Genomic DNA, 22361 nt, shown 5'->3' with positions numbered 1-22361 from the left:
TTATTCTCCTTTTTTTCTAGTTGCGATAGAAGCACTCAACGCATGTACCGCATCCGATGCCACTACTTTTTGTTCCGTGACGAACTGTTCGTGATTTTTGGAAACCTGAGCTAAGTCGTATAAATAATTTACCATGGCTCCGTTTGACTGTTTCAAGCCGTTTGACGAAACGTCTGCATCGGCATGCACAGCTTGAATCATCGCGCCATTACCGAGATGAAAACGCGTAACAGGATCTAAAGGTTTACCATCAGGACGCTTAGCATTCAGCAGATAATAAGCAGCTAAAGCTTGGTCTTTACCCTGCCCTAAAGCCCCCATTCCAGCGCTATTAGCCCACTTAGCCAAACCTGGAATAGGAGACAGAGTCACAAAGGTATTTAGATTGTCGAGGTCTCTAGCAAGGTTGGCAGCAACTTGTTTGATGAGGAAATTACCAAACGATATCCCCGCTAACCCAGGCTGGCAGTTAGAAATAGAATAGAAAACTGCGGTGTCAGCTTCGTCTGCTTCAATTATCTCTCGGTCGGTCGTCAACAAAGATTGTATGGAGCTCGGAGTACCTTTGGTTAATGCGACCTCAACAAAAATTAATGGGTCGTCCGCCATAGAAGGATGAAAAAAGCCATAACAACGACGATCTGAAGGCTTTAGTCGTTGGCGTAAATCATCCCAGCTATCAATGGCGTGCACCGCTTCATAAGCTATGATTTTTTCCAAAATACTGGCAGGACTGTCCCAATTAATTGGACGTAGCACCAAAAAGCCACGATTAAACCAGGAAGTGAATAGATGGTTAAAATCAACGTCTAAAATCCCTAATGAGGCATCTTCTTTAGTGGCTTTTAATAAGTCTTCACGCATTTTCACCAATTTTGGCGTAGCGCCAGGAACTTGGTTAAAGCGACGAATAAGTTCTTGTCGTTTTGGCTCACAAGCCGAGGCAAAGGCCTTATAAGTCTGCTTGCTTGGTTGCTTTTGATATTCTGTCAAAGCGGTAATCACTTCATCAGTAACCACTTCTAAACCGTGAGTCATAAATTCAAATAATTCACGCTTTTCATCGCTGGACATTTGATCATAACGATCGAGAATATTTCTCGCTAATGCGCCTCCAGATACTTCACCATGACGAGTAAGTAAATCCTGACACATGGCTTTTACTGTTCGATTATCCTCTTCATTCGATCGTGCTTTGCGATAACGGCGATCAAAAACAGAAGAAAACAGTTCTGTAAAAAAGTTCATATTATTAGCTCTCGTTATTTTTATCCGATTCCGTTCTTATAAGATTCACCGTCACCTTTGACGAGATGAAGTTTAAAGATACTAATCTTTATGAAGACATCTAAAAAGAAGAGTTTTGAGATAATATCCTTGCCATTTAAGCAAAGCAAACAAGGGTATCTCGATGATTCATTGAAACAATATTCAGTTGAATTAAGTTATTTTTCCACTGACAATAACTGACATTAAGCGATGATAAGGTTACGCTGTTGCCCATCGCTCAGGAAGATTAACGTATGACAGAACCCTTTAAAAACCTCTTCAACCACAGCGTTATTAACGCGATGGCAAAACATTTTCATCGTCATTGGAAAGACTTCGATAAACAAGGTTTTATTGATGCATCATGCGATCAACTTGAAGAGTTAGAACTAAAGGCCCGCTCACAACAAATCACCGCTGCCATGAGTCATTATTTGCCAAATGATTTCGAACACGCTGGGCAAATTTTACTCGCCGCTTTAGCACCAGAATCAAAAGAAAAACCAGCAACAGAGAGTGATGGTATTTCTGGTTGGGCGATTATGCCAATGGGCGATTACGTGGGAATACATGGCCTTGCGCATCATGATCTATCCATGATTTTGTTAAATGCCATGACGCGTCGTTTTACCTCCGAATTTAGCATTCGTTTTTTCTTACAGGCCTCTCCAGAAGAAACGCTTAACACCCTCAAAAACTGGCTCAAAGATGACAACAAGCATGTACGACGTTTAATTTCAGAAGGTACTCGACCACGCTTGCCTTGGGCCATGCAGTTACCAAGTTTTATTCAGAATCCAACACCCGTAATTAAATTACTTGAAGCGCTTAAAGACGATCCAGAAGAATACGTACGTCGCTCAGTTGCGAATAATCTAAATGACATTGCCAAGGATCACCCTGACCTTGTAGCAGATATCGCCAAAAAGTGGATGCAAGGCGCGGATATAAACCGTCAGAAGCTGATTCGCCATGCTTGTAGAACCTTATTAAAACAAGGTAACCAGAAGGCACTAGAAGTATTCGGTTATGGTAAACCAAAGTTAGGCAGTATTAAGTTGGAAATCCATGAAGAGCAGGTGAAATTGAATGGCAATTTGGAATTTTCACTATCAATAGAATCCACCAGCGAAAGCAATCAAAGCTTAATGATCGATTACGTCATTCATCACCAAAAGAAAAACGGTAAAACAACACCTAAGGTATTTAAGTGGAAAAAAGCCACGTTACTGGCTGGAAAAAGTCTATCCATGAGTAAGAAACACCCTTTCAAGGCCATCACCACCCGAGTGTATTATGACGGCCTACATGAGGTAGAGATTCTTATTAATGGTCAATCCATTGCCAAAAATAGTTTCTTTTTATCAATAGACTAACCAACGACTACTCGATTACGTCCAGCGCCTTTAGCCTCATACAGTAGTATATCGGCGCGTTTTACAATCCGAGTCTGATCATCAAAATCTTGGTAATCGGTCACTCCCAAGCTAATGGTGAATGGAGGCATACCGTTTTCATTCAGAAGGTTAATCTTCTTGCGTAGCTGCTCTGCCAATACACCAGCATCTTTGAGGTTAGTATCTCTTAGTAATATGGCGAATTCTTCACCACCTATTCTAAACAATACATCGGTTTCACGCAGGCGCTTCCGCAACGTGTTAACCAGTAATTTGAGCACATTATCACCAACATCATGGCCAAAGCCGTCGTTGATTTTTTTGAAATGATCGACATCTAACAAGATTAAACTAAAATGATGGCCGCGATTCGCCAGCGCAAGTTCATCTTTAATTTGCTCGTCCCATTTGTGGCGATTAAAGGTGCCAGTCAACTTATCTCGTGTTGCGAGCTCAATCAACTGAGTTTCGACTTTATGTCGATTACTCATTTCTTTCGAAAACTGCCCAACTAAAGCCTTTAAGTCTGTCTCTAATTCATCAAGTTCATCTAAGCCTTTGTAGTTGAACGAGGCGTTATCATGTTCGATAACAATAGAACGATGCAATGTCTCTATCTGCCCACGCAGTGACCAAATTCGTTTACGAAAAGTAATGATGATATACAAGGTTAGATACGTGCCAATACCAAAAGCAGATACCCCCAAAATAGCATTCATAATCACAAAATGACGTTCTTGGCTTTCAACCGTTGCCGAAACATTCATGGTTAACTGGTCAATTTTTCTGAGCATCTCATCTGCCTGAGCATCTAAATCTTTATCCTGCTGTTCTAGTATTTGCCAAGCTGTTGAAAATCCTTGTTTATCCTGCTCTAGAAAATCATCTACAAGACGATCAAAACTCATTCGATGTTGGTGCAGAAGGTTAATTTGTTCAATCAAAGCCTTATGGTCAAGTAGTTTAATTCTTACGCTACCAAAACCAAGACCTGTACGAAGTATTTCCGCAGACTTATCTAACTGAGCTGCAAGCTGTGCACTAAATTCATCAAAACCTTTTACGCTTTTCGCTTGCATGGATTTATTAGCAAAAAAAGCATCACCTTGCTGGCGAATACTCTCCATCAATAAATGCTGCTTAAGCTGCAACATTTCGATGTCTGCCATTACTTCAGAGAGCGGTACATCAATTTCTGCTACCTCATGCATTTCTTTATAGATACGCTGAGATTGATAAGCAGAATAAAAAATCACTACAAATAAAAATGACAAAAGAATAAACGACAAACTGCTAATTTTTCGCGTCATAGATATATTTAACCAATTAAACATATAAAGCTTCTTGATAAATGTTGCATGAATAAAGCTAAAAGTTAGCCGATCATAACTCGATTTCGTCCAGCTCCTTTGGCCTCATAGAGTAAGATATCAGCGCGTTTTACGATACGACTCTGATCATCAAAATCTTGATAATCAGTCACACCTAAACTGATGGTAAACGACGGCATGCCACCTTCATTCAAAGTTTCAATCTTCTTGCGTAACTGTTCAGCCAATACTCCAGCATCTTCACAATTTGTATCTCTTAGTAATACAGCAAATTCCTCACCACCGATCCTGAACAACATGTCTGTTTCACGCAGGCGTTTTCGCAAGGTATTAACCAGTAATTTGAGTACGTTATCACCAACGTCATGCCCATGGGCATCGTTGATTTTCTTAAAATGATCAACATCCAACAAAATCAAACTAAAATGATGTCCACGATTAGCAAGAGCGAGTTCATCTTTGATTTGTTCGTCCCATTTATGACGATTAAACGCACCAGTTAGCTTATCTCGCGTAGCTAACTCAATCAGCTGAGTTTCAACTTCGTCACGATTATCTTTTTCCAACGAGAAACGTGCCATTAGAATCTTTAAGTCTTTTTCCAACTGATCCAATTCATCAGAACCTTTATTACGCGTCCCATCGTTACTTTCATCAGGAGAAATTGAACGATGCAAAGACTCTATCTGACCACGTAATGAACCTACTTTCTGACGAAAAGACACAATCGTATAAAGGGTTAAATAGCCGCCAATAGCAAAAGCTGATAGACCTAATATGGCATTCACAACCATAAAATTACGTTCTTGTTTTTCTACTGTTGCTGCGACCGTCATCGTGAGTTGGTCAATATTCACAAGCAATTCATCAGCTTGAGAATCTAATAAATCATCTTGTTTTTCTAGCTCATCCCACGATACTGAATAGTGCTCTTCGCCTTTATTCAAAAACCTAGAGAATAAGCTTTCAAAACCGATTCTATGACTGTGCAGCGAGCTTATTTGTTGAATTAAGGATTGGTGGTCTTCTACTTTGATACGTATACTGCCGAATGTCATACCTGCACGAAGTATGCTAAGACTCTTGTCAAGCTGCGCAGATAGCAGCTGACTAAACTCATCAAAGCCTTTAACACTTTTTGTCTGCAATACTTCATCAGCAAAAAAAGCATCACCTTGCAGCCGAATTCCTTCCATCAATAAATGCTGTTTAAGCTGCAAAATTTCAATATCTGCAATGACTTCAGAAAGTGGAATATCAATCTCCGCGACTTCTTGCATTTCTTGGTAGATTTTTTGAGTCTGATACGTTGAATAAAGAATCACCACAAAGAGAAACGATAAGAGAACAAAAGACAGGCTGCTTATTTTCCGTGTCATAGAGACATTTATCCAATTAAACATAGAGGGTTCTTGATAGGTGTTGTACAACTAAAGCTAGGACAAAAGGAATAGAAATCAATCCCAGCAATGAGCATAAATATTAGCATAGTTAGATACGGTAAAAGTTAGGATATAAAACCTAATTTTTTGAAGAGACTTAACCACTTGAGCGTCAGCTGTGATGATCAGACATTTTTTGATAGCGACATACACAGTCTGTTATGTAAAAATCAGCAAATAACACAGCTAAACAGATTTACTTTAAGCAAAGTAGATATAAAACATTTATCAAAAACGAAATAACATGAGCAGTGGGTGAACACATTCAAAATGCGCTATCTAACTATTGTAAAACTACTCACTATGCTGACTTTTTTTGCTCAAAACAGTGCTTTTGCAGAGAAACAAGCAACCATTATTTTTGATGCCGAAATGTCGACAATTAACGATACAAAAAATGGCAGCTATGCTCAGTTAGCAACTCTGATTGATGATTATAGAGAAAAAAGTACCAGTACGTTTTTCATTTTTGGTGGGGAAAGCTTAGGACCAAGCATGCTATCCTCGATGGACAGAGGAGCCCATATAATAGATGTTCTTAACAGCCTAGAACCTAATGCGATGGGTGTTTCGAAGCGAGAGTTTAGCTATCAAGAAGATGAACTGATATTACGTACCTATGAAGCTGCTTTCCCAATAGTATCAAGCAACTTATATGACCCCATCACCAAGCAATCACCAGAAGGTATTGAGGCCTATACTTTGCTAAAACAAGGTGAGGTGAAACTAGGATTCATTTCCATCTTGGATCCAACTGTTACGGAAAAGTACCCAACAAAAAGACTAGTAATTACACCGCCACAACAAGCAGTCTTGGAAATAGCTAAATTACTTAGGAAACAAAATGTAGACTTAATTGTTTTACATTACTCCACTTTTTCTCCTGTTATTAACCAACTATTGGAACAAGGCATCATTGATCTTGCTCTTCTTGAGGATCAAAACTTCCACTCTAATGCTCATTTAATAAACGCCCCTCGACACCAAAATAATCTTGTACTGACTAAAAAGAAGGACGCTGCGGTTATTCAACTGACCTGGCAGCAAGATAATCCTCATAATAGTTTGGTCATCGAAAAGACCAATGTCGATTTAACGTCTCTTTCTGCAAAACCTGCAGTATTGCAGCTAGAAGAAGAATACGATAACAGGCTCAGTTCATTACTAAACGAAGTAATAGGTAAAACAGATACTCAAATAAATTTACAACGAAAGGTACTACGTACTTCTGAAAATGGCTTTGCTAATTTGGTCACAGACACATTAAAAGATTTTACCGGTGCTCAAATAGCTCTTCTAAATAGTGGTGCATTTCGAAGTGAAAAAATACTCCAAGCAGGGTCGCCTCTTACAGTAAGAGACATTCGCGCTATGCTGCCATATCGCAATACCGTCCAGTTAATAGAAGCAACCGGGCAACAAATAATGGACGCACTAGAGCATGGCTTCAGCAAATTAGAATCACAAAGTGGCCAATTTTTACAAGTTGCCGGGGTAGAAGTAACTTATGACTCAGCAAAACCAATAGGTGAACGCCTGATTTCTGTTACATTCAATAAACACCCACTACAACCTGAACAAATCTATAAAGTTGTTTCGCTCGACTATCTAATAAATGGCGGTGATGGATTTACTATGTTTAAAAACAGCAAAGCACTGACTTATAAACAAACCACCGGCTTAACCCTATCAGACATCATGAGCGTTGAAATTCATCAGGAAAAAGTCATTGCACCTAAAATTGATAGGCGCCTAAAAAATCTAGCGGTAGAAAATTAAACATGAACAGCAAACCGCTATTTCACCTACTTTCAAAGACAAGTAACAATCGGCGATTAAGCTTAGTAAAACAACTGGGCATATTGCTAGTTATTGGTTTATTGCTCTTTGTTAGCGTTGGGTATGTATTACAAACGAGGTTAGAGCAAACTCAATCCATACTTAAGGATTTAACTCTCAACACTATTCCTGCGATGAATAATGCCACTAGAAGCGCGTTAAAATCAGGTGAATTGATGTCTGCACTTGAGTCCTTAACCTCTGCAACAACACCAGCCGAAAGAAGAATTGCCGAATTAGAGGTAACAGAAAAGCTCCAAGCACTAGAAAATGAAACCAACAAAGTAACCGATAACCAAACTGTCACCATGTTGCTCAAAGCCATTCAAGAGGAAACCAAGCACCTCAACGTTCTAATTGATCAAAAACTAGACTTAGCCTATAAAATAAAAGTTAACTTAAAAAAAGTATGGAAACTAAAAATTGAAGCAGATCAAATAAATCAAACAGCCAATATCTTACCAGTAGAGCAAACCTATTTTACGCAATGGCAGATTGCTTTATTACAAACACTCTCATTTGCTTATAAAATAGAAAACATTGAACGATTAAGTGATTTACAAGAGATACATCGCTTACTTGAACTCAATTTACAGAACATGGATAAGATTTCAGCGAGCTTTTCAGCCCCATTAAAAAAACAAGTTAAACAGATTAATACTGATCTAAGATACATTCTTTCAGCCCCTGAGAACCTTGCAGAACAACAGGCAGATTATCTTCGAATTATCGGTAGAACTCGTGGGCGCGAGCATTTCATCCACAATATGATCAGCGACTATAGCAACATAACGAACCAACAGTCCCTGATTGAATACAACAATTTAAATGACAAAATAGCGTCACTAGCACAAGGAATGACGACGCAGAAAATATGGTTCATTTGTGGTTTTATTTTATTATCCACAATGATCATTGCGACATTAGGACTTTATAGTTATGCGGTTAAGCGCTTACGAACCTTAACTCAAAAAATTAACCTAATGACCAAAGGCTCACACAACCTTCCATCAAATAGGGATGAGATTGATGAGTTATTTCAGGCTTTTGATGAATTCTCAAACACGATTAATATGCAAACACGCCGCTTGGAGAGCTTATCTCTCACAGACGGTTTGACCAATATTGCGAACAGACGAGCGTTTGATCAGCGCTTGTTAGTTGAATTATCATCAGACAAAAGTAGCAAGTACGACCTATCCATTCTACTAATAGATGTCGACTACTTTAAACAATACAACGACACCTATGGCCATATCAACGGCGATGAAGCATTACAAAAAATTGCCTCGTCACTCGAAAGTATCATTAACAAAAAAACCGATTTGGTTGCTCGCTATGGTGGAGAAGAGTTTGTAGTCATTCTTCCAAATACAAACGCACAGCAAGCCGAAGTAATTGCTCAGCAAATGAAACAAGTAATTGGGTTAATAAACATAGAGCATAAAACGAGCAAGATAGCAGACGCCATCACGGTAAGTATAGGTATTGTAACTAAAGTTAAAAATGGAAAAGCCAACGCAGATACATTAATGAAAAGTGCTGATATTGCACTTTACCACTCAAAAACCCAAGGTCGGAATCAATCCACTCATATTGATAACATTAACTGAATTTAAACTAAGTACAGATACACCGCCGTATCTGTACTTAACAATACTCACAAATAACTCTATACAGAGATAGGCTTACCAATACGTTTTAATAGCGCCACAATCACCACTAGAGCACAGACACCTAGAATAGCACCAGTAAAGCCGACACTACCCAAGCCAACAAATTGAATGACCTGATTACCAATCAGAGCACCTGCACCAATACCCAAATTTATAATGCCAGAATACAAAGACATAATAATATCTGCGGCAGTATCATCTACTTTCAGCACTCGTATCTGCATACTCAGGCCAATAATCATCAGCGATGCGCCCCACAGAAGAACACAGGTAATCAACAAAGAGCCAGTTGGCGCAACAAAATACAAAGCACTCATACACAAGGATGCAATGACGATACTGGAAACCAACATCAAGGTATTTGCTCTTTCACCGAAGTAGCTAAACAGCACACTTCCGATAATTCCCGCCATACCAAATAGCAATAATACCAACGTGGTGAATTGACCACTTGCAGAACCAATCTCTTTCAAAAAAGGCTCTATGTAACTGTAAGCCGTGTAATGAGCAGAGAAAATCATAAAGATAAACAAATACATGACTAGCAATACTTTATTGCGAAATACTTCTGGCACTTTACTAAGAGAGCCTGAAAACAAGCTAGGCAAATTAGGCAATAAACGATACATGGCTAACATGATGATTAATGCAATGATCGCAATAACGGCAAAAGTGGTTCGCCACCCCAGGAGTTGACCAATAATACGACCCACAGGTACACCAAGTACCATCGCCAAACCGGTTCCCGTTGCCAGTACACTTAGCGCAAAGGTATGTTTCCCTTGCGGCGCAACACGAATTGCAATGGAAGCGGTAATCGACCAAAACACCGCATGGGCAAAAGCAATCCCAATACGGCTTACCAACAAAGTCGTAAAATTCCACGCCACTACCGTCAAAATATGGCTAGCAATAAACAAAGCAAACAGACCTAGCAATAACGTCTTACGCTCTAACTTACGTGTTAACAACATCATTGGCAGCGACATGAGAGCCACTATCCACGCATAGACAGTCAGCATCCATCCAACTTGAGCAGGTGGAATCGAAAAGCTTTGCGCAATATCCGACAACAACCCCACAGGAACAAATTCTGTGGTGTTAAAAATAAAAGCACTGAAGCCCAGCACAAAAACGCGCAAGTATTGAACACGGCGAGAAGCCGTATCCTCAGTAGAAGGAATTGATATCATGATGACCTGCAGGAATGTGAGCGACAAGAAAGACCGCTATTGTCCACTTTTTTAAGCATAACGGAATAGCGAAATATGGATGTTTATTGATAGTTATCTCAATACTAGCTCTGATCAATTTAGAAAATCTAAACATAACCTTCGCCCTTATCAAATAATCTTTCTTTAAGAAGAATTACTTTGATTTTTTATGGAAAATGCCATACAAACTACGCACTAAAATAACGCACAAATTTGCACTAAGATCACGCGAGATAATCCATCAACGTTGAAGGAACCAGCATGAACAATTTATCCGTAAAAGCGAAATTCATCACTCTCATTTTATCTATCATCATTATATTTTTGGTCGCGCTAAGTTTAATAAAAGCAAAAAGTACAGAATTAGCTAATCGCTTTGACCGATTCTATGAAGAAAACCACAATGTTTCGCTCAATTTAGAGCGAGTGAAAGAAGCACAGGTTAATATCGTCCTAAATGTCCGAGGTTTACAGATTGCTTATCTACTATCACTCGACCAGCAAATCCCAGGTTATTTAGAAGCTATCTCAAAAAGCTACAACACAACACCGTCTCTTATTAATGAGCTTAACAAAGGTCTTTCTGATAAATCCGACGAATCTAGAAAGCTGCAAACACTGCTTAATAATTTTCAAAGTAAAACAAAAGCTTTCGTCAGCGCGATGGAGAATTCGGCCGATAACAAAGCGCCCTTTCCCGTATTTTCTGCTTTCATCGGCTCGTACAATGACCTGATGACATACTTCGCGCTGCTAACAGACAAGACAAACACCGAAGTTATTGAAGCAAAAAAACAAACGGAAAGTCTTATTGCAGAAATTGAAATCGGCTTTTGGATTTCTATCTTAATCGCACTGGTTATCTCCATAACACTTAGCTACTTGATATCCAACAACATAGTACGTGGTATTTTGGCAGTTCGTAACGCCGCACAAAATATGGCACAAGGCCACCTTAATAAGCCAGTTCAAGTGTCAGGAAGCGATGAAATTGCTGAACTTGGTAATGCCATTAATACCTCTGCGAAAAATCTACGCTCTGTCATTGCTGGTGTTCTTAGTTCAGTAAACAAAGTAAATGAAAATAGCCAAGAAGTATTAAAGGTAAACCAAGAGGTAAGCGAATATTCTGTTCACATTATGGACAACACCACTCAAGTGGTTGTGGCACTAGATCAAATGTCCGCTAATAACCGCACCATTGCTGACAACACTCAACAATCAGCCGACGCCGCCAATGATATTCGCACTGTTGCACAGAGCAGTTTAACCACAGCAAACGGAACCTTAGACGCAATAAACCAGCTAGTTGGCTCCTTAAAAGAAACAGGAACAGTTGTTACTCAGCTACGCCAAGAAACAACCAACATAGAAACCATCTTAGATGTTATTCGTAGTATCGCGGAGCAAACCAATTTACTAGCCTTAAACGCCGCTATTGAAGCAGCTCGCGCAGGCGAACAAGGCCGAGGATTCGCCGTTGTGGCGGACGAAGTTCGAACACTAGCACAACGTTCACAAGACAGCGTGAATGAAATTGAAACACTCTTAGCTCAACTTAGTACTGCCAGTGGCCAAGCGGTCAACCGTATGGAAATCAGCTTAAAACTAGTCGACTCGTCTAGAGAACAAGTTGAAAAAACCAACGAACTCACTGGCAACATTTTAACAGGCATTGAACGAATTTCAGCGCAAGCTCAACACATAGCTCAATCCATCGAAGAGCAAACAGAAGTATCGGAAGACATCACCAAAAAAATGCACGAGGTGCAAAGCTTAACAAAAGAAAGCGCTGAAATGGCCAAACGCTCAGGGCTTAACATGGCTGAAAGCAGCGTCGATGTGCAGCAGCAATTAAGCTTCTTTAAGCTTCTTTAAGCTTCTTTAAGCTTCTTTAAGCTTTAATATCAACCATATTAATCCTCTATGCGCCTATCCATTTATTAAATGAAATGGTTAGGCGCTTTTTTACGCCTGCAATATCTACCTTTCTTTGTTACAACATCACCATAAGATACAAACATAGGTTCTTAAAACTCCTACATTTTTTTACAGAGTTTCCCACTCACCTGTGAGACGATATTGATCAATAAATAAACCAACATGAGTGCCAATGACGCCTTCTATTTTATATTTTTCACCTCAGCTAGCATCAAGGAAGGCACAATTACAAACACTCTTGTCAAAATATGTGCAATCTATTGAATGGCAAGCCGTACAAAGCATTGATCAGTCACCTTTTCTATCTATTGTATTACTTGCAGAAAAAGATATAAAAGCATCTGACTGGCCTCTTTTAGCATCCAGAAAGACCATAGTTATCCTCGACGAATGGAACTTAGAGCGTAGCATTACATGGATACAAAAAGGGGTAGCAAACTGTTTTGCGCTTGATGACGAACATATTGCTGCTTGGCTAATATCTGAGCTCTCAAATTTTACTTTAACCCCTTCTCATCAAGCTGAAGATGACATGTTACAAGTCATCATAAATGCCATTCCAGCCCCGATATTTTTCAAAGATCACCTACATATATACCGAGGGTGTAATACCGCATTTTGCCAATTTATAGGGCGCGCTCAAGAAGATATTATCGGGCATTCTGTTTATGATATCGCTCCCAAACATCTTGCCGATAAATATTATGAAGCAGACTATAAATTATTAGCCCAAGGCGGTACTCAACGCTATGAAGCAGAGGTACAGCTCTGCAATGGCTCTATTCATGAAATTGAATTCAATAAAGCCGTCTTTACAAAATCTGACGGTCAAGCTTTAGGGCAAGTTGGCGTTATGCTAGACGTTACCGAGCGCAACCAATTAATCCGACAGCTAGATAAAGCTACTCGCACAGACCCCTTAACCGGAACGTCAAATCGTAGAGAGTTTAATCTCATTATTCATGACGAGTTCGATAAACGAAAACACTCAGAAAAAAAACTTAGCTTAATGACGTTGGATGTGGATTTTTTCAAAAAAATCAACGACAAATTTGGTCATGGCGGAGGCGATCAAGCATTACAATTAATCGCTAATTGGCTACAAAGCCAGTTACGCACCACAGACACTTTATTTCGTGTTGGAGGCGAAGAGTTCTATATTTTAATGCGAGATACAGATATACAAAACGCCCTAAAAACCGCAGAGAGATTATGTAAAGGCATGGCGACTCATACTTTCTTAATCAATCAACAATCAGTACACATCACACTGTCTGCTGGTGTTATTGAATTAGCCCCAACTACAGACCTAGAAAGCGCCCTCGACATGGTAGACAAGGCATTGTACGAAGCAAAATCAGACGGAAGAAATTGCGTTTGTCCGGTATTTCAGTAATACATACAAAAAATTATTAAAAATACGATTTAAAACAGGAACGATTTCCATTACCGTCTGTCTATAGCGAAGTACTCCTTGTTAGTCCCGACTTAAATACTATAGATAGGAACCCGTAATGAAACGTCCAACAAAAACATCTCTAATAACCTTAGCTAGCGCAACATCATTACTTGCTTTTAGCAGTACGTCCGTTCAAGCAAGTGGCGAGGTTAATATTTACTCAGCTCGCAGCGAAGCGCTTATTAAACCTTTGCTAGACATCTATGCAAAAGAAAACAATGTCAAAGTAAATCTGGTTACTGGTAGTGCAGACGCTTTGTTAAGCCGCCTGCAATCAGAGGGTAACGCCAGCCCAGCCGATGTATTTATCACTGTTGATGCGGGACGATTATACCGAGCAAAAGAAGCAGGCGTGCTTCAGCCGTTTGAAACTGATAATCTAAACAAAGTCGTGCCTGAACACCTAAAAGACCGCGAAGGTTACTGGTACGGCCTTTCTCAACGTGCTCGCGTTATTCTTTATAATCCTGAGACCGTGTCCGCTGCCGACTTATCAACTTATGAAGATCTAGCCGATCCTAAATGGAAAGGTAAAATCTGCATCCGTTCTTCAAACAATATTTACAACCAATCGCTGGTTGCTTCAATGATAGATGCAAACGGTGAAAAACAAACTCTTGAATGGATTAAAGGTTTAGTTGCCAACTTTGCTCGCCCACCAGCTGGTGGTGATACGGATCAGATAAAAGCCGCAGCAGCGGGAGTTTGTGACATTGCCATAGCAAATACCTATTATTTTGGTCGCTTAGGTTTAAGCGATAAAGCAGATGAGCGTGCAGTTTTTGATAAATTAAAAATGTTCTGGCCCAACCAAGCTGACAACGAACGTGGCGCTCATGTGAATGTCAGCGGTATTGGCATCACCGCATCCGCGAAAAACAAAGACAATGCAAAACAGCTTATTGACTTCTTAACCAATAAACAAAGCCAAGAATGGTACGCCAACGTGAATAACGAATACGCAGTGATCGAAGGCGTAGCGCCACCTAAAAGCTTAGCAACGTTTGGTGAGTTCAAGGCCGACAAAGTGTCTTTAAGCGTGTTGGGTGAAAATAATCGTCAAGCCGTTAAATTAATGGACCAAGGTGGTTGGAAGTAAAATAAGCTTTCCATCTTACACAGCAAAAAGAGAAGAGGCACTACGGTGCCTCTTCTTCCATCAAATTCCAAAATACTTTACCAGCAGATTCTTCACACTTTTATTCACTAACGATTAAGCATCCTTTCAAACTGCTGACTCAATTGATTTAGCTCATCCCGCCATTGTTTTTGCTTAGCAGGCTTTTGACGCTTGGCTTTACGAGCGAGATCATCTGCCAACAATTGTTCCAGCTCACAAATACGTTCCAATATTCGTTCATCGTCCATCATGGTTTCTATGTCGATCGACTCACCTTGGGATACATTGGGCTGAGTAATTTCTTGCAGCTTGTCTCTGGATTCACTGCCCAGTTCACTACCCTGAGAGGCGAAATAGACATCACTATCGTGCAGTTCAACCAGCTGGCCATCGTGAATCCACCAAAAACGCGTCGCTATATTTTGGATAAAGCGCTGGTCATGAGAGGTAAACAATAAGGACACCCCCTCTTGCGTTAAATCGGACTCCAACTCTTCCTTGCCTTGTAAGTCAATATGGTTGGTCGGTTCATCCATGATCAGCAAGTTTGGTTGATCTAGCATAAACGTTAGCAACAAAATACGCGCCCGTTCACCACCGCTGAGTACATTGACACGCCGGCCATGATCAATATAAGGAAAGCCCCATTGAATCAAGATTCGCCGAATTTCTTCTTGGCTGGCACTGCAGTTTTGTCGAACCCAATCGGCTATGCCTAGTTCCACATTGAACTGCTCTAGTTCTTGGTCGAAATAGCCAATGCGCACATTGGGATTAAATCGAGTTGCACTCTGCTCACCAATCTCTCGTTGGTACACAGCCATTAAATGCTCAATACAGCTGGATTTACCACTGCCATTCATCCCCAACAAAGCAACACGATCACCAGGTCGTAAGTTCAAATCGGCAGTGCGAAATAGTGGGCGTCCGTCAGGGCTAGCAATCGTTTCGTTTTCAAAAATAAAAACTTGTTTGGTTTTTAAAAACTCACTATCCACTTTTAACGATAACCCCGACCCTTGAGTGACAAAGGTTTTATTGATTTCCAGTTTATCGATGCGTTTTTCCATCGATTTGGCTTTGCGGGCTAAATCTTCGTTATCGTAGACTTGGCCCCAAGTGGCTAATCGCTTGGCGCTGCTCTTTAATTTGTCGATCTCTTTTTCTTCCGCTTCCCGTGTTTTTCGGGCAGCTTCATCCTGATCAGCCAGTGCATCTTTCGCTTGTGAGTAAGGAAGGTGAAAGGCATAACAGCGCTCATCACGTAACCATAAGGTCCGTTGTGTCACCGAGTCCAATAGATCACGATCATGAGAGATCATCAAAAATGAGGGCACATCCGGTAAGCTCAAGTAACGTTTTAAGAAATACATGGCTTTACCGTCCATATGGTTGCCTGGTTCATCAAGCAACAATAATTCAGGTTCTTGTATGACGGCTCTAGCGAATAACACGAGGTTTTTCTGGCCACCACTGAGGGTACTTAAGGGGCGTTGCAAAATGGCATCGTCAAAACCAAGCTGTTGCAGCAAGGTATCCACTTGATAACCGCGAATGACTTGTTCCTCTATAGGCATAGTATCCAGCACGGCTTGATAAGCTGAAATCATTTCTAGCTCAGGCGCTAAAAATTGCTCAACCAGCCCAATTTTAAGCCCACGTTGCCGATGTAACTGACCACTATCAAGGGTGAGTTCCCCCAGAAGGAGTTTTAACAGAGTGGATTTGCCGCAACCATTATGACCAACAAGACCAATGCGATCACCAGATTCAATAGAAAAAGATAAAGACTCAAACAGGTGCTTACTACCCGCTTGATAAGATAATTCAATAACAGAAATTAAAGACATGAGTCACCTATGCGCAAAATATCAAAAAGATATGCACAGATGAGCACTGACAATGTTCAGACGTTTTGTATCAGTTCAGAATAGTAATATCAGCGAAATCTGTGCGTTAACAACAAATTTGCGCTGAGCGTGGATCACCAAGATGAAATGCGAAATCTAATTCACATTTATATGCAATTATTTGCATCGGTAGCCTCCTTTGTTAGGTTGATTGGATTTAAAAGTATAGCTCTGAAAGTCAAAATATCAACAACATGGAAATATTTAAAACCTCATTCCCCTTCTTCCGCCATCAAATTCCAAAATGCTTCGACCAGCGGATTCTTTAAACTTTTCTTCAAAGCAAACAAACCTATGTCATAAGGTTCCAACTCAGGTTGTACATCTAACACCTTTATACGATCCACCAGCGGACTGTTATCCAAGACAATTTTTGGCACTACGCCAATACCAAAGCCTAAACTCACCATACTCACGATTGCCTCGTTACCTGTCACTTGGGCATAAATACGCGGTGCAATATCATGCTGTCGAAACCATTCATCAACACGCGTTCGTGACACACCACTTTCCGATAAAATCATCGGGATATTTGCCCACTCTGCAGGGCTGGTCGGCGTGACGGTTGGTACATTCGGTACTTGTTGCTCAAGAGGAGCAATAAACAATAAAGGGGAAATCGCAATCGGCTTAAAGGCTAATCCTCGTGGCAAACTCGCCGGACGCGCAGCAATAGTAATGTCTTCTTTGCCATCCAGAATATGAGCAATTGCATGCTCTGGATCGCCAGTACGTAGCTTGATTTCAATTGCTGGATAGGCAATACGAAAACGACGCAGTAACTCATACAGAAAGCTGTAACTCGCCGTGACCGATCCATAAAGACTGATTTCACCACTTAGTTGATCCGAGTTGTCCGTGAGTTCATGACGAATCAAGTTCCATTGCCGGCTGGTATCACGGGCATATTTAAGAAATTTTTGCCCTTCTTGTGTTAGCGCCACAGTACGGTTATCACGATTGAACAGAGCGACCCCAAGCTCCTCTTCCAAATGTCGAATATTACGCGACATGGCAGAAATACTAATATGACATTCATCACTGGCACGGCCAAAATTCAGCGTTTCAGCCAAGGCGAGAAATTGCTTGAGTGTCTTTATGTTCATGATGAGACCTTAGTTACCGAGTGTTCAAATAGGATAAATCATGTTTGCAAAAAATGGGACACTATATTGCGAATATATCAATTTACGAAAAGGTTTCATTAAGATAGATTAGCTTTACTCGCAGGACGCTAGGCAAAATATGACTTAGCAACTGTGTAATCCATTTTTAATATCGGCGTGCTTTCATCGCAGATACATTAATTTAATAAGGTGTGTTTAACATGGCTAACTACTTCAATACTTTGCCGCTACGCGAGCAACTAGCTCAATTAGCAAAATGTCGCTTCATGGACAGCTCTGAATTTGCAGACGGCGTAGAAGCGCTAAAAGGCAAAAAAATGGTTGTTATCGGTTGTGGTGCTCAAGGCCTTAACCAAGGTTTGAACCTACGTGACTCTGGCCTAGATGTTTCTTACGCTTTGCGCCCAGAAGCCATTGCTCAAAAACGTCAGTCTTGGAAAAACGCTACTGAAAACGGCTTTGTTGTTGGCACTTACGAAGAATTGATCCCAACAGCTGACGTTGTATTGAACCTTACTCCAGATAAGCAACACACACCTGTTGTTAAAGCGGTTATGCCTCTTATGAAAGAAGGCGCTTGCCTATCTTACTCTCACGGTTTCAACATCGTAGAAGAAGGCATGCAAATCCGTGAAGATTTGACTGTAATCATGGTTGCTCCTAAGTGCCCAGGTTCTGAAGTTCGCGCTGAATACGTTCGTGGTTTCGGTGTTCCTACTTTGATCGCAGTTCACGAAGACAACGATCCTAAAGGTGAAGGTCTTGCGCTAGCAAAAGCTTACGCAGTTGGTACTGGCGGTCACAAAGCAGGCGTTTTAATGTCTTCTTTCATCGCGGAAGTAAAATCTGACCTTATGGGTGAGCAAACAATCCTTTGCGGTATGTTGCAAACAGGTTCTATCCTTTGCTTCGACAAAATGGTTGAAGAAGGCATCGATGCTGGTTACGCATCTCGCTTGATCCAATACGGTTGGGAAACTATCACTGAAGCATTGAAATACGGCGGCGTGACTAACATGCTAGATCGTCTTTCTAACCCAGCTAAGATCAAAGCATTTGATCTTTCTGAAGAACTAAAAGTAATCATGCGTCCTTTGTACAATAAGCACCAAGATGACATCATCAGCGGTCACTTCTCTCAAACTATGATGGAAGATTGGGCGAACGATGATAAAAATCTTCTTCAATGGCGTGCAGATACAGCTGAAACTAACTTCGAGAAAACACCTGCTGGTGATGTAGAAATTTCTGAACAAGAATTCTTCGACAACGGTATCTTGATGGTTGCTATGGTTAAAGCGGGCGTTGAGCTTGCTTTCGAAACTATGACTGCTGCTGGCATCATTGCTGAATCGGCTTACTACGAGTCTCTACACGAAACGCCACTAATCGCGAACACTATTGCTCGTAAGAAATTGTACGAAATGAACGCGACAATCTCTGATACAGCAGAATACGGTTGCTACCTATACAACCACGCATGTGTTCCACTATTGGCTGACTTCATGAAAGACATCAAAACCGACGTTATCGGTAAAGGTCTTTCTGTAGAAGACAACGGCGTAGACAACGCTCGCTTGATCGAAGTAAACAAAGCGCTTCGCTCTCACCCAGTAGAAGCTGTTGGCGCAGTACTTCGTGGTCACATGGCAGACATGAAAAAGATTGTTTAATTTCTTCTAGAAATTAAACACAAAAAGCCGAGATTGTTTCTATAAATAATCTCGGCTTTTTTGTCGCGTTACTTTTAGCTTTTAGTCTCTGAAAAGGAATCTCTCATGGATACTGCCATCCGTTTAGTCGATCTGAGCGTTAATTTTGATGAGCGCTTTCATCTGAATAATATTAACTGGACGATTGAATCAAACCAGCATTGGGTAATTACTGGCACAAACGGTGCGGGTAAATCGGCCTTGGTTGCTGTGCTGGCAGGTGTTGGCGATATTGAAAACGGCACAGTAACTTGTCTGCCAAAAAATGTGGGATTAGTGTCTTTCGAAGCCCAAGCGGAGCTGATTGCCAAAGAGCTGAAAAAAGACGATGCCGACATCATGGACGTGATTTCTCTCGGCACGCCTGTACATGAAATGATTTTTGAAAACTGCCAAGACCCTGAGCTTGCCCACGCCTTGGTAGAAAAATTTGGTTTGACCAAACTGCTCGACCGCGCCTTTCGTAAACTCTCCACCGGCGAAACACGCAAAGTCATGCTAATTCGCGCCCTATCGAGCAAACCGGATTTATTAATTTTAGATGAACCTTTTGATGGTTTAGACGCTGACACTCTAGCCATGTTGCAAGCGCATCTGGCTTCCATCATAGACACCACTCCTATGATCTTAGTGCTCAACCGCTTTGATGAAATGCCGACCTTCATCACTCATGTCGCCTATGTAGATAAGGGCGAACTGGCGCTAACAGTAGACAAAAAAGACGAAAGTGCCTTTAACGAGCTGTATCAATTACTGCATTTAAAAACCACAGACCTACAAGTACCTGAAGCTGATCCAGCCAACACCTTGCCAGCACTCGACCCAAACCAACCGCTGGTCAGACTCAACCAAGCCACCATCAAATACGGCGATACCGTAATTGTAGATAAGCTAGATTGGACCATAGAACGCGGCCAACATTGGCAACTCAGCGGCCCCAATGGCAGCGGCAAAACCGGCGTTTTATCTTTGATCACTGGCGATCATCCGCAATGTTATACCAACGATATTTTCGTCTTTGGATTTCAGCGTGGCAACGGCGAAAGCATTTGGCAAATCAAACAATTTATCGGCTATGTTTCCACGGCACTGCAATGGGAATACCGCGTCAGCACCAGCTGTAAAAACGTCATTATTTCCGGTTTCTACGACAGCATCGGCATGTACAGCAAATCCACCGATAACCAAAAGAAAATCGCCGACCAATGGCTTGCACTACTCGGCATGGCAGACCGCGCCGACCAGCCCTTTAACAAGCTTTCCTACGGCGACCAGCGTTTATTACTCATCGCCCGCGCCATGGTGAAGCACCCACCACTCTTGATCCTAGACGAGCCTTGCCTTGGCCTAGACGACATGAACCGCCAGCTCGTCCTCGCTCTTATAGAAAAAATTTGTGAAGGGAAAGAAACCACCGTGCTCTACGTCAACCACCACGCGGAAGACCAGATCAAAGGGATAGAGAACTACTTGGGGTTGAAGAAGAACTAGAATATTAGTATTTAGGCCATCACTAGAGAATAATGCTATTTTGAATTCATCCACCACAAGGACAGTACTTTATGAAATCAATTACAGAAATTGTAGATGAAAAAGGTCAGTGGATATTCGTTATAGCTGTTAGCGGTCTAAGTATCTCTCAAGAAATAGGTGAAGAGCTAACGATTAATAAAATTACTTTTGTTAGTAAAGACAAGTTAAAACGAATCAGAAAACGGCTTAATTTTCCTTGGACAATAAAAGAACTCAAAGAAAGATTTAAAGACCCTACTCTTTTAGAAGAAAGCGAAGTTTATGCAATTGGATCGTTCGGTGGTGTTGGAACTGAAAAAGAACAAGAATTCCTAAAGTTTGTTAAAGAGGAGTTAGCTATTCTTTCTTTATCTCAGCTGGGCTACGGGAGAAGAAGAAGCAATGCGGCTCTACACGTATCGAACGGGAAGCGAAATGGAAGTCTAAAATATTTAGCGATGAATAAAACCAAATTGACATCTACGAGACACTTCAACCGCTCGGGACGATTTCATACATTAGAACTAGACAAAAGGTGGCTTTCATTTCATAAAAAGCACTTTTTCTTTGAACTTCTATCGCTACTAAAAAATTCAGATTCAACTATTATTTCTGACAATTGGAAACTAGATATTAAAAATGCTGCGATTCTTGCCGGGCAAAGCCAATCTTCCACTGAACTTGAGCATGCATTTTTATGGAATGTTATTGCCATCGAAACTCTATTAGCTAAACAGGGTGATTCGTATTCATCAGCTTTACCATTGAGAGTAGAAGCGTTTATTGGGTGGACGACAGCATGGTCACTAAATAATTTTTCTGAAAAAATAGTAGATATTTATAAAAAACGGTCAGCCTTCGTACATGCAGGAAGAATTGATAGTATAAATTTAGACGACTTACTTTTTACTGACAAAATTCTTTTAAATGTTCTTCACAACATCTTAAAACATATAAACCTATTTAAGACAAAAGATGATTTGATTATGTTCTCAAAAAAGGTTGAGGCCGAACACACATTAGGTATAGTCGGTAAAACAAGACCTAAGACTACAACTTACATTGATGTTTGTTATATTGATCAAGACTTTAAAAGCCTTTAACTTTTCTACTGCATAAGATTCTTTGAATTCGAGTTTATAAGTCAGCGAGACTGACTGAGATACTTTCTTCATTGGCGCGTTCCTTCGCGAGTGCTATCAGTTCCATATCTTCCAATTTATCCATTAAGGCTTCATACGCTTCGGCAGGGACACAGTAAAACGCAGGTTCATTGCGATTTAATACAGCAACCGCTTTACCGTGTGCGCTGGCGGCAACTTTCATTGGGTTGGCTTTAAATTCCGTAATGCTGGCTGCCACGTCGGAAAGGATTCTAGAAGTCATTTTAAAGCACCTTTAATCGACCTAAT

Annotated in this window: 16 protein-coding genes; 9 read left to right on the top strand and 7 right to left on the bottom strand. The window is 40.8% G+C overall.

The features are described 5' to 3' along the window. Entirely contained in the window at window positions 1–1248 is a 1248-nt protein-coding gene (locus B6N13_RS09505; protein WP_012071499.1) for a malonyl-CoA decarboxylase, read from the bottom strand. 275 nt (window positions 1249–1523) lie between these two features. Between B6N13_RS09505 and B6N13_RS09500 the strand changes: the two genes are divergently transcribed. Beyond that, entirely contained in the window at window positions 1524–2645 is a 1122-nt protein-coding gene (locus B6N13_RS09500; protein WP_169459206.1) for a DNA alkylation repair protein, read from the top strand. Here the strand turns inward: B6N13_RS09500 and B6N13_RS09495 are convergent. Further along, on the bottom strand, window positions 2642–4000 hold the full coding sequence (locus tag B6N13_RS09495; protein WP_169459205.1) for a GGDEF domain-containing protein: 1359 nt from the start codon (window positions 3998–4000) through the stop codon (window positions 2642–2644). The genes B6N13_RS09500 and B6N13_RS09495 overlap by 4 nt on opposite strands. Before the next feature lie 41 nt (window positions 4001–4041). Beyond that, window positions 4042–5376: a GGDEF domain-containing protein gene (locus tag B6N13_RS09490; protein WP_248280287.1), complete on the bottom strand. Its 1335-nt coding sequence runs from the start codon at window positions 5374–5376 to the stop codon at window positions 4042–4044. Between the two features lie 318 nt (window positions 5377–5694). Between B6N13_RS09490 and B6N13_RS09485 the strand changes: the two genes are divergently transcribed. Both B6N13_RS09485 and B6N13_RS09480 read left to right on the top strand, forming a co-directional pair. Continuing rightward, window positions 5695–7218 carry a 5'-nucleotidase C-terminal domain-containing protein gene (locus B6N13_RS09485; RefSeq protein WP_169459204.1) on the top strand — a complete coding sequence of 508 codons (1524 nt, stop codon included), beginning with the start codon at window positions 5695–5697 and terminating at the stop codon, window positions 7216–7218. Window positions 7219–7220: 2 nt separating this feature from the next. Beyond that, entirely contained in the window at window positions 7221–8891 is a 1671-nt protein-coding gene (locus B6N13_RS09480; RefSeq protein ID WP_169459203.1) for a GGDEF domain-containing protein, read from the top strand. 59 nt (window positions 8892–8950) lie between these two features. Here B6N13_RS09480 and B6N13_RS09475 read toward each other — a convergent pair whose 3' ends face one another. After that, complete coding sequence (locus B6N13_RS09475; protein ID WP_012071505.1) at window positions 8951–10147, bottom strand: sugar transporter; 1197 nt, start codon at window positions 10145–10147, stop codon at window positions 8951–8953. 282 nt (window positions 10148–10429) lie between these two features. Between B6N13_RS09475 and B6N13_RS09470 the strand changes: the two genes are divergently transcribed. From B6N13_RS09470 to B6N13_RS09460, 3 genes are all read left to right on the top strand, one after another. Next, entirely contained in the window at window positions 10430–12046 is a 1617-nt protein-coding gene (locus tag B6N13_RS09470; RefSeq protein ID WP_169459202.1) for a methyl-accepting chemotaxis protein, read from the top strand. A 235-nt stretch (window positions 12047–12281) separates the two neighbouring features. Next, a complete protein-coding gene (locus B6N13_RS09465) occupies window positions 12282–13505 on the top strand; it encodes a GGDEF domain-containing protein (protein WP_169459201.1) in 1224 nt (407 codons plus the stop codon). A 118-nt stretch (window positions 13506–13623) separates the two neighbouring features. Beyond that, on the top strand, window positions 13624–14667 hold the full coding sequence (locus tag B6N13_RS09460) for a Fe(3+) ABC transporter substrate-binding protein (RefSeq protein ID WP_169459200.1): 1044 nt from the start codon (window positions 13624–13626) through the stop codon (window positions 14665–14667). A 107-nt stretch (window positions 14668–14774) separates the two neighbouring features. Here B6N13_RS09460 and B6N13_RS09455 read toward each other — a convergent pair whose 3' ends face one another. Then, complete coding sequence (locus B6N13_RS09455) at window positions 14775–16538, bottom strand: ABC-F family ATP-binding cassette domain-containing protein (RefSeq protein ID WP_169459199.1); 1764 nt, start codon at window positions 16536–16538, stop codon at window positions 14775–14777. A gap of 272 nt (window positions 16539–16810) precedes the next feature. Continuing rightward, window positions 16811–17704 (bottom strand): HTH-type transcriptional activator IlvY, encoded by an 894-nt coding sequence (ilvY, locus tag B6N13_RS09450; RefSeq protein WP_169459198.1) that lies wholly within the window; start codon window positions 17702–17704, stop codon window positions 16811–16813. Window positions 17705–17925: 221 nt separating this feature from the next. Here ilvY and ilvC point away from each other — a divergent pair, with 221 nt between their 5' ends. The 3 genes from ilvC (at window position 17926) to B6N13_RS09435 (ending at window position 22052) form a co-directional block, all read left to right on the top strand. Further along, a complete protein-coding gene (gene ilvC / locus B6N13_RS09445) occupies window positions 17926–19398 on the top strand; it encodes a ketol-acid reductoisomerase (protein ID WP_012071510.1) in 1473 nt (490 codons plus the stop codon). Between the two features lie 105 nt (window positions 19399–19503). After that, on the top strand, window positions 19504–20928 hold the full coding sequence (gene modF, locus B6N13_RS09440) for a molybdate ABC transporter ATP-binding protein ModF (protein WP_169459197.1): 1425 nt from the start codon (window positions 19504–19506) through the stop codon (window positions 20926–20928). Window positions 20929–20999: 71 nt separating this feature from the next. After that, a complete protein-coding gene (locus B6N13_RS09435) occupies window positions 21000–22052 on the top strand; it encodes a hypothetical protein (RefSeq protein ID WP_169459196.1) in 1053 nt (350 codons plus the stop codon). Between the two features lie 34 nt (window positions 22053–22086). Here B6N13_RS09435 and B6N13_RS09430 read toward each other — a convergent pair whose 3' ends face one another. Then, complete coding sequence (locus tag B6N13_RS09430) at window positions 22087–22335, bottom strand: type II toxin-antitoxin system Phd/YefM family antitoxin (protein ID WP_169459195.1); 249 nt, start codon at window positions 22333–22335, stop codon at window positions 22087–22089. Window positions 22336–22361: the final 26 nt, after the last annotated feature.

Origin of the sequence: Marinomonas sp. UCMA 3892, assembly GCF_012726345.1 — a bacterium.
GTDB lineage: Bacteria > Pseudomonadota > Gammaproteobacteria > Pseudomonadales > Marinomonadaceae > Marinomonas.
This window is presented reverse-complemented; position numbering and strand designations above follow the sequence as displayed.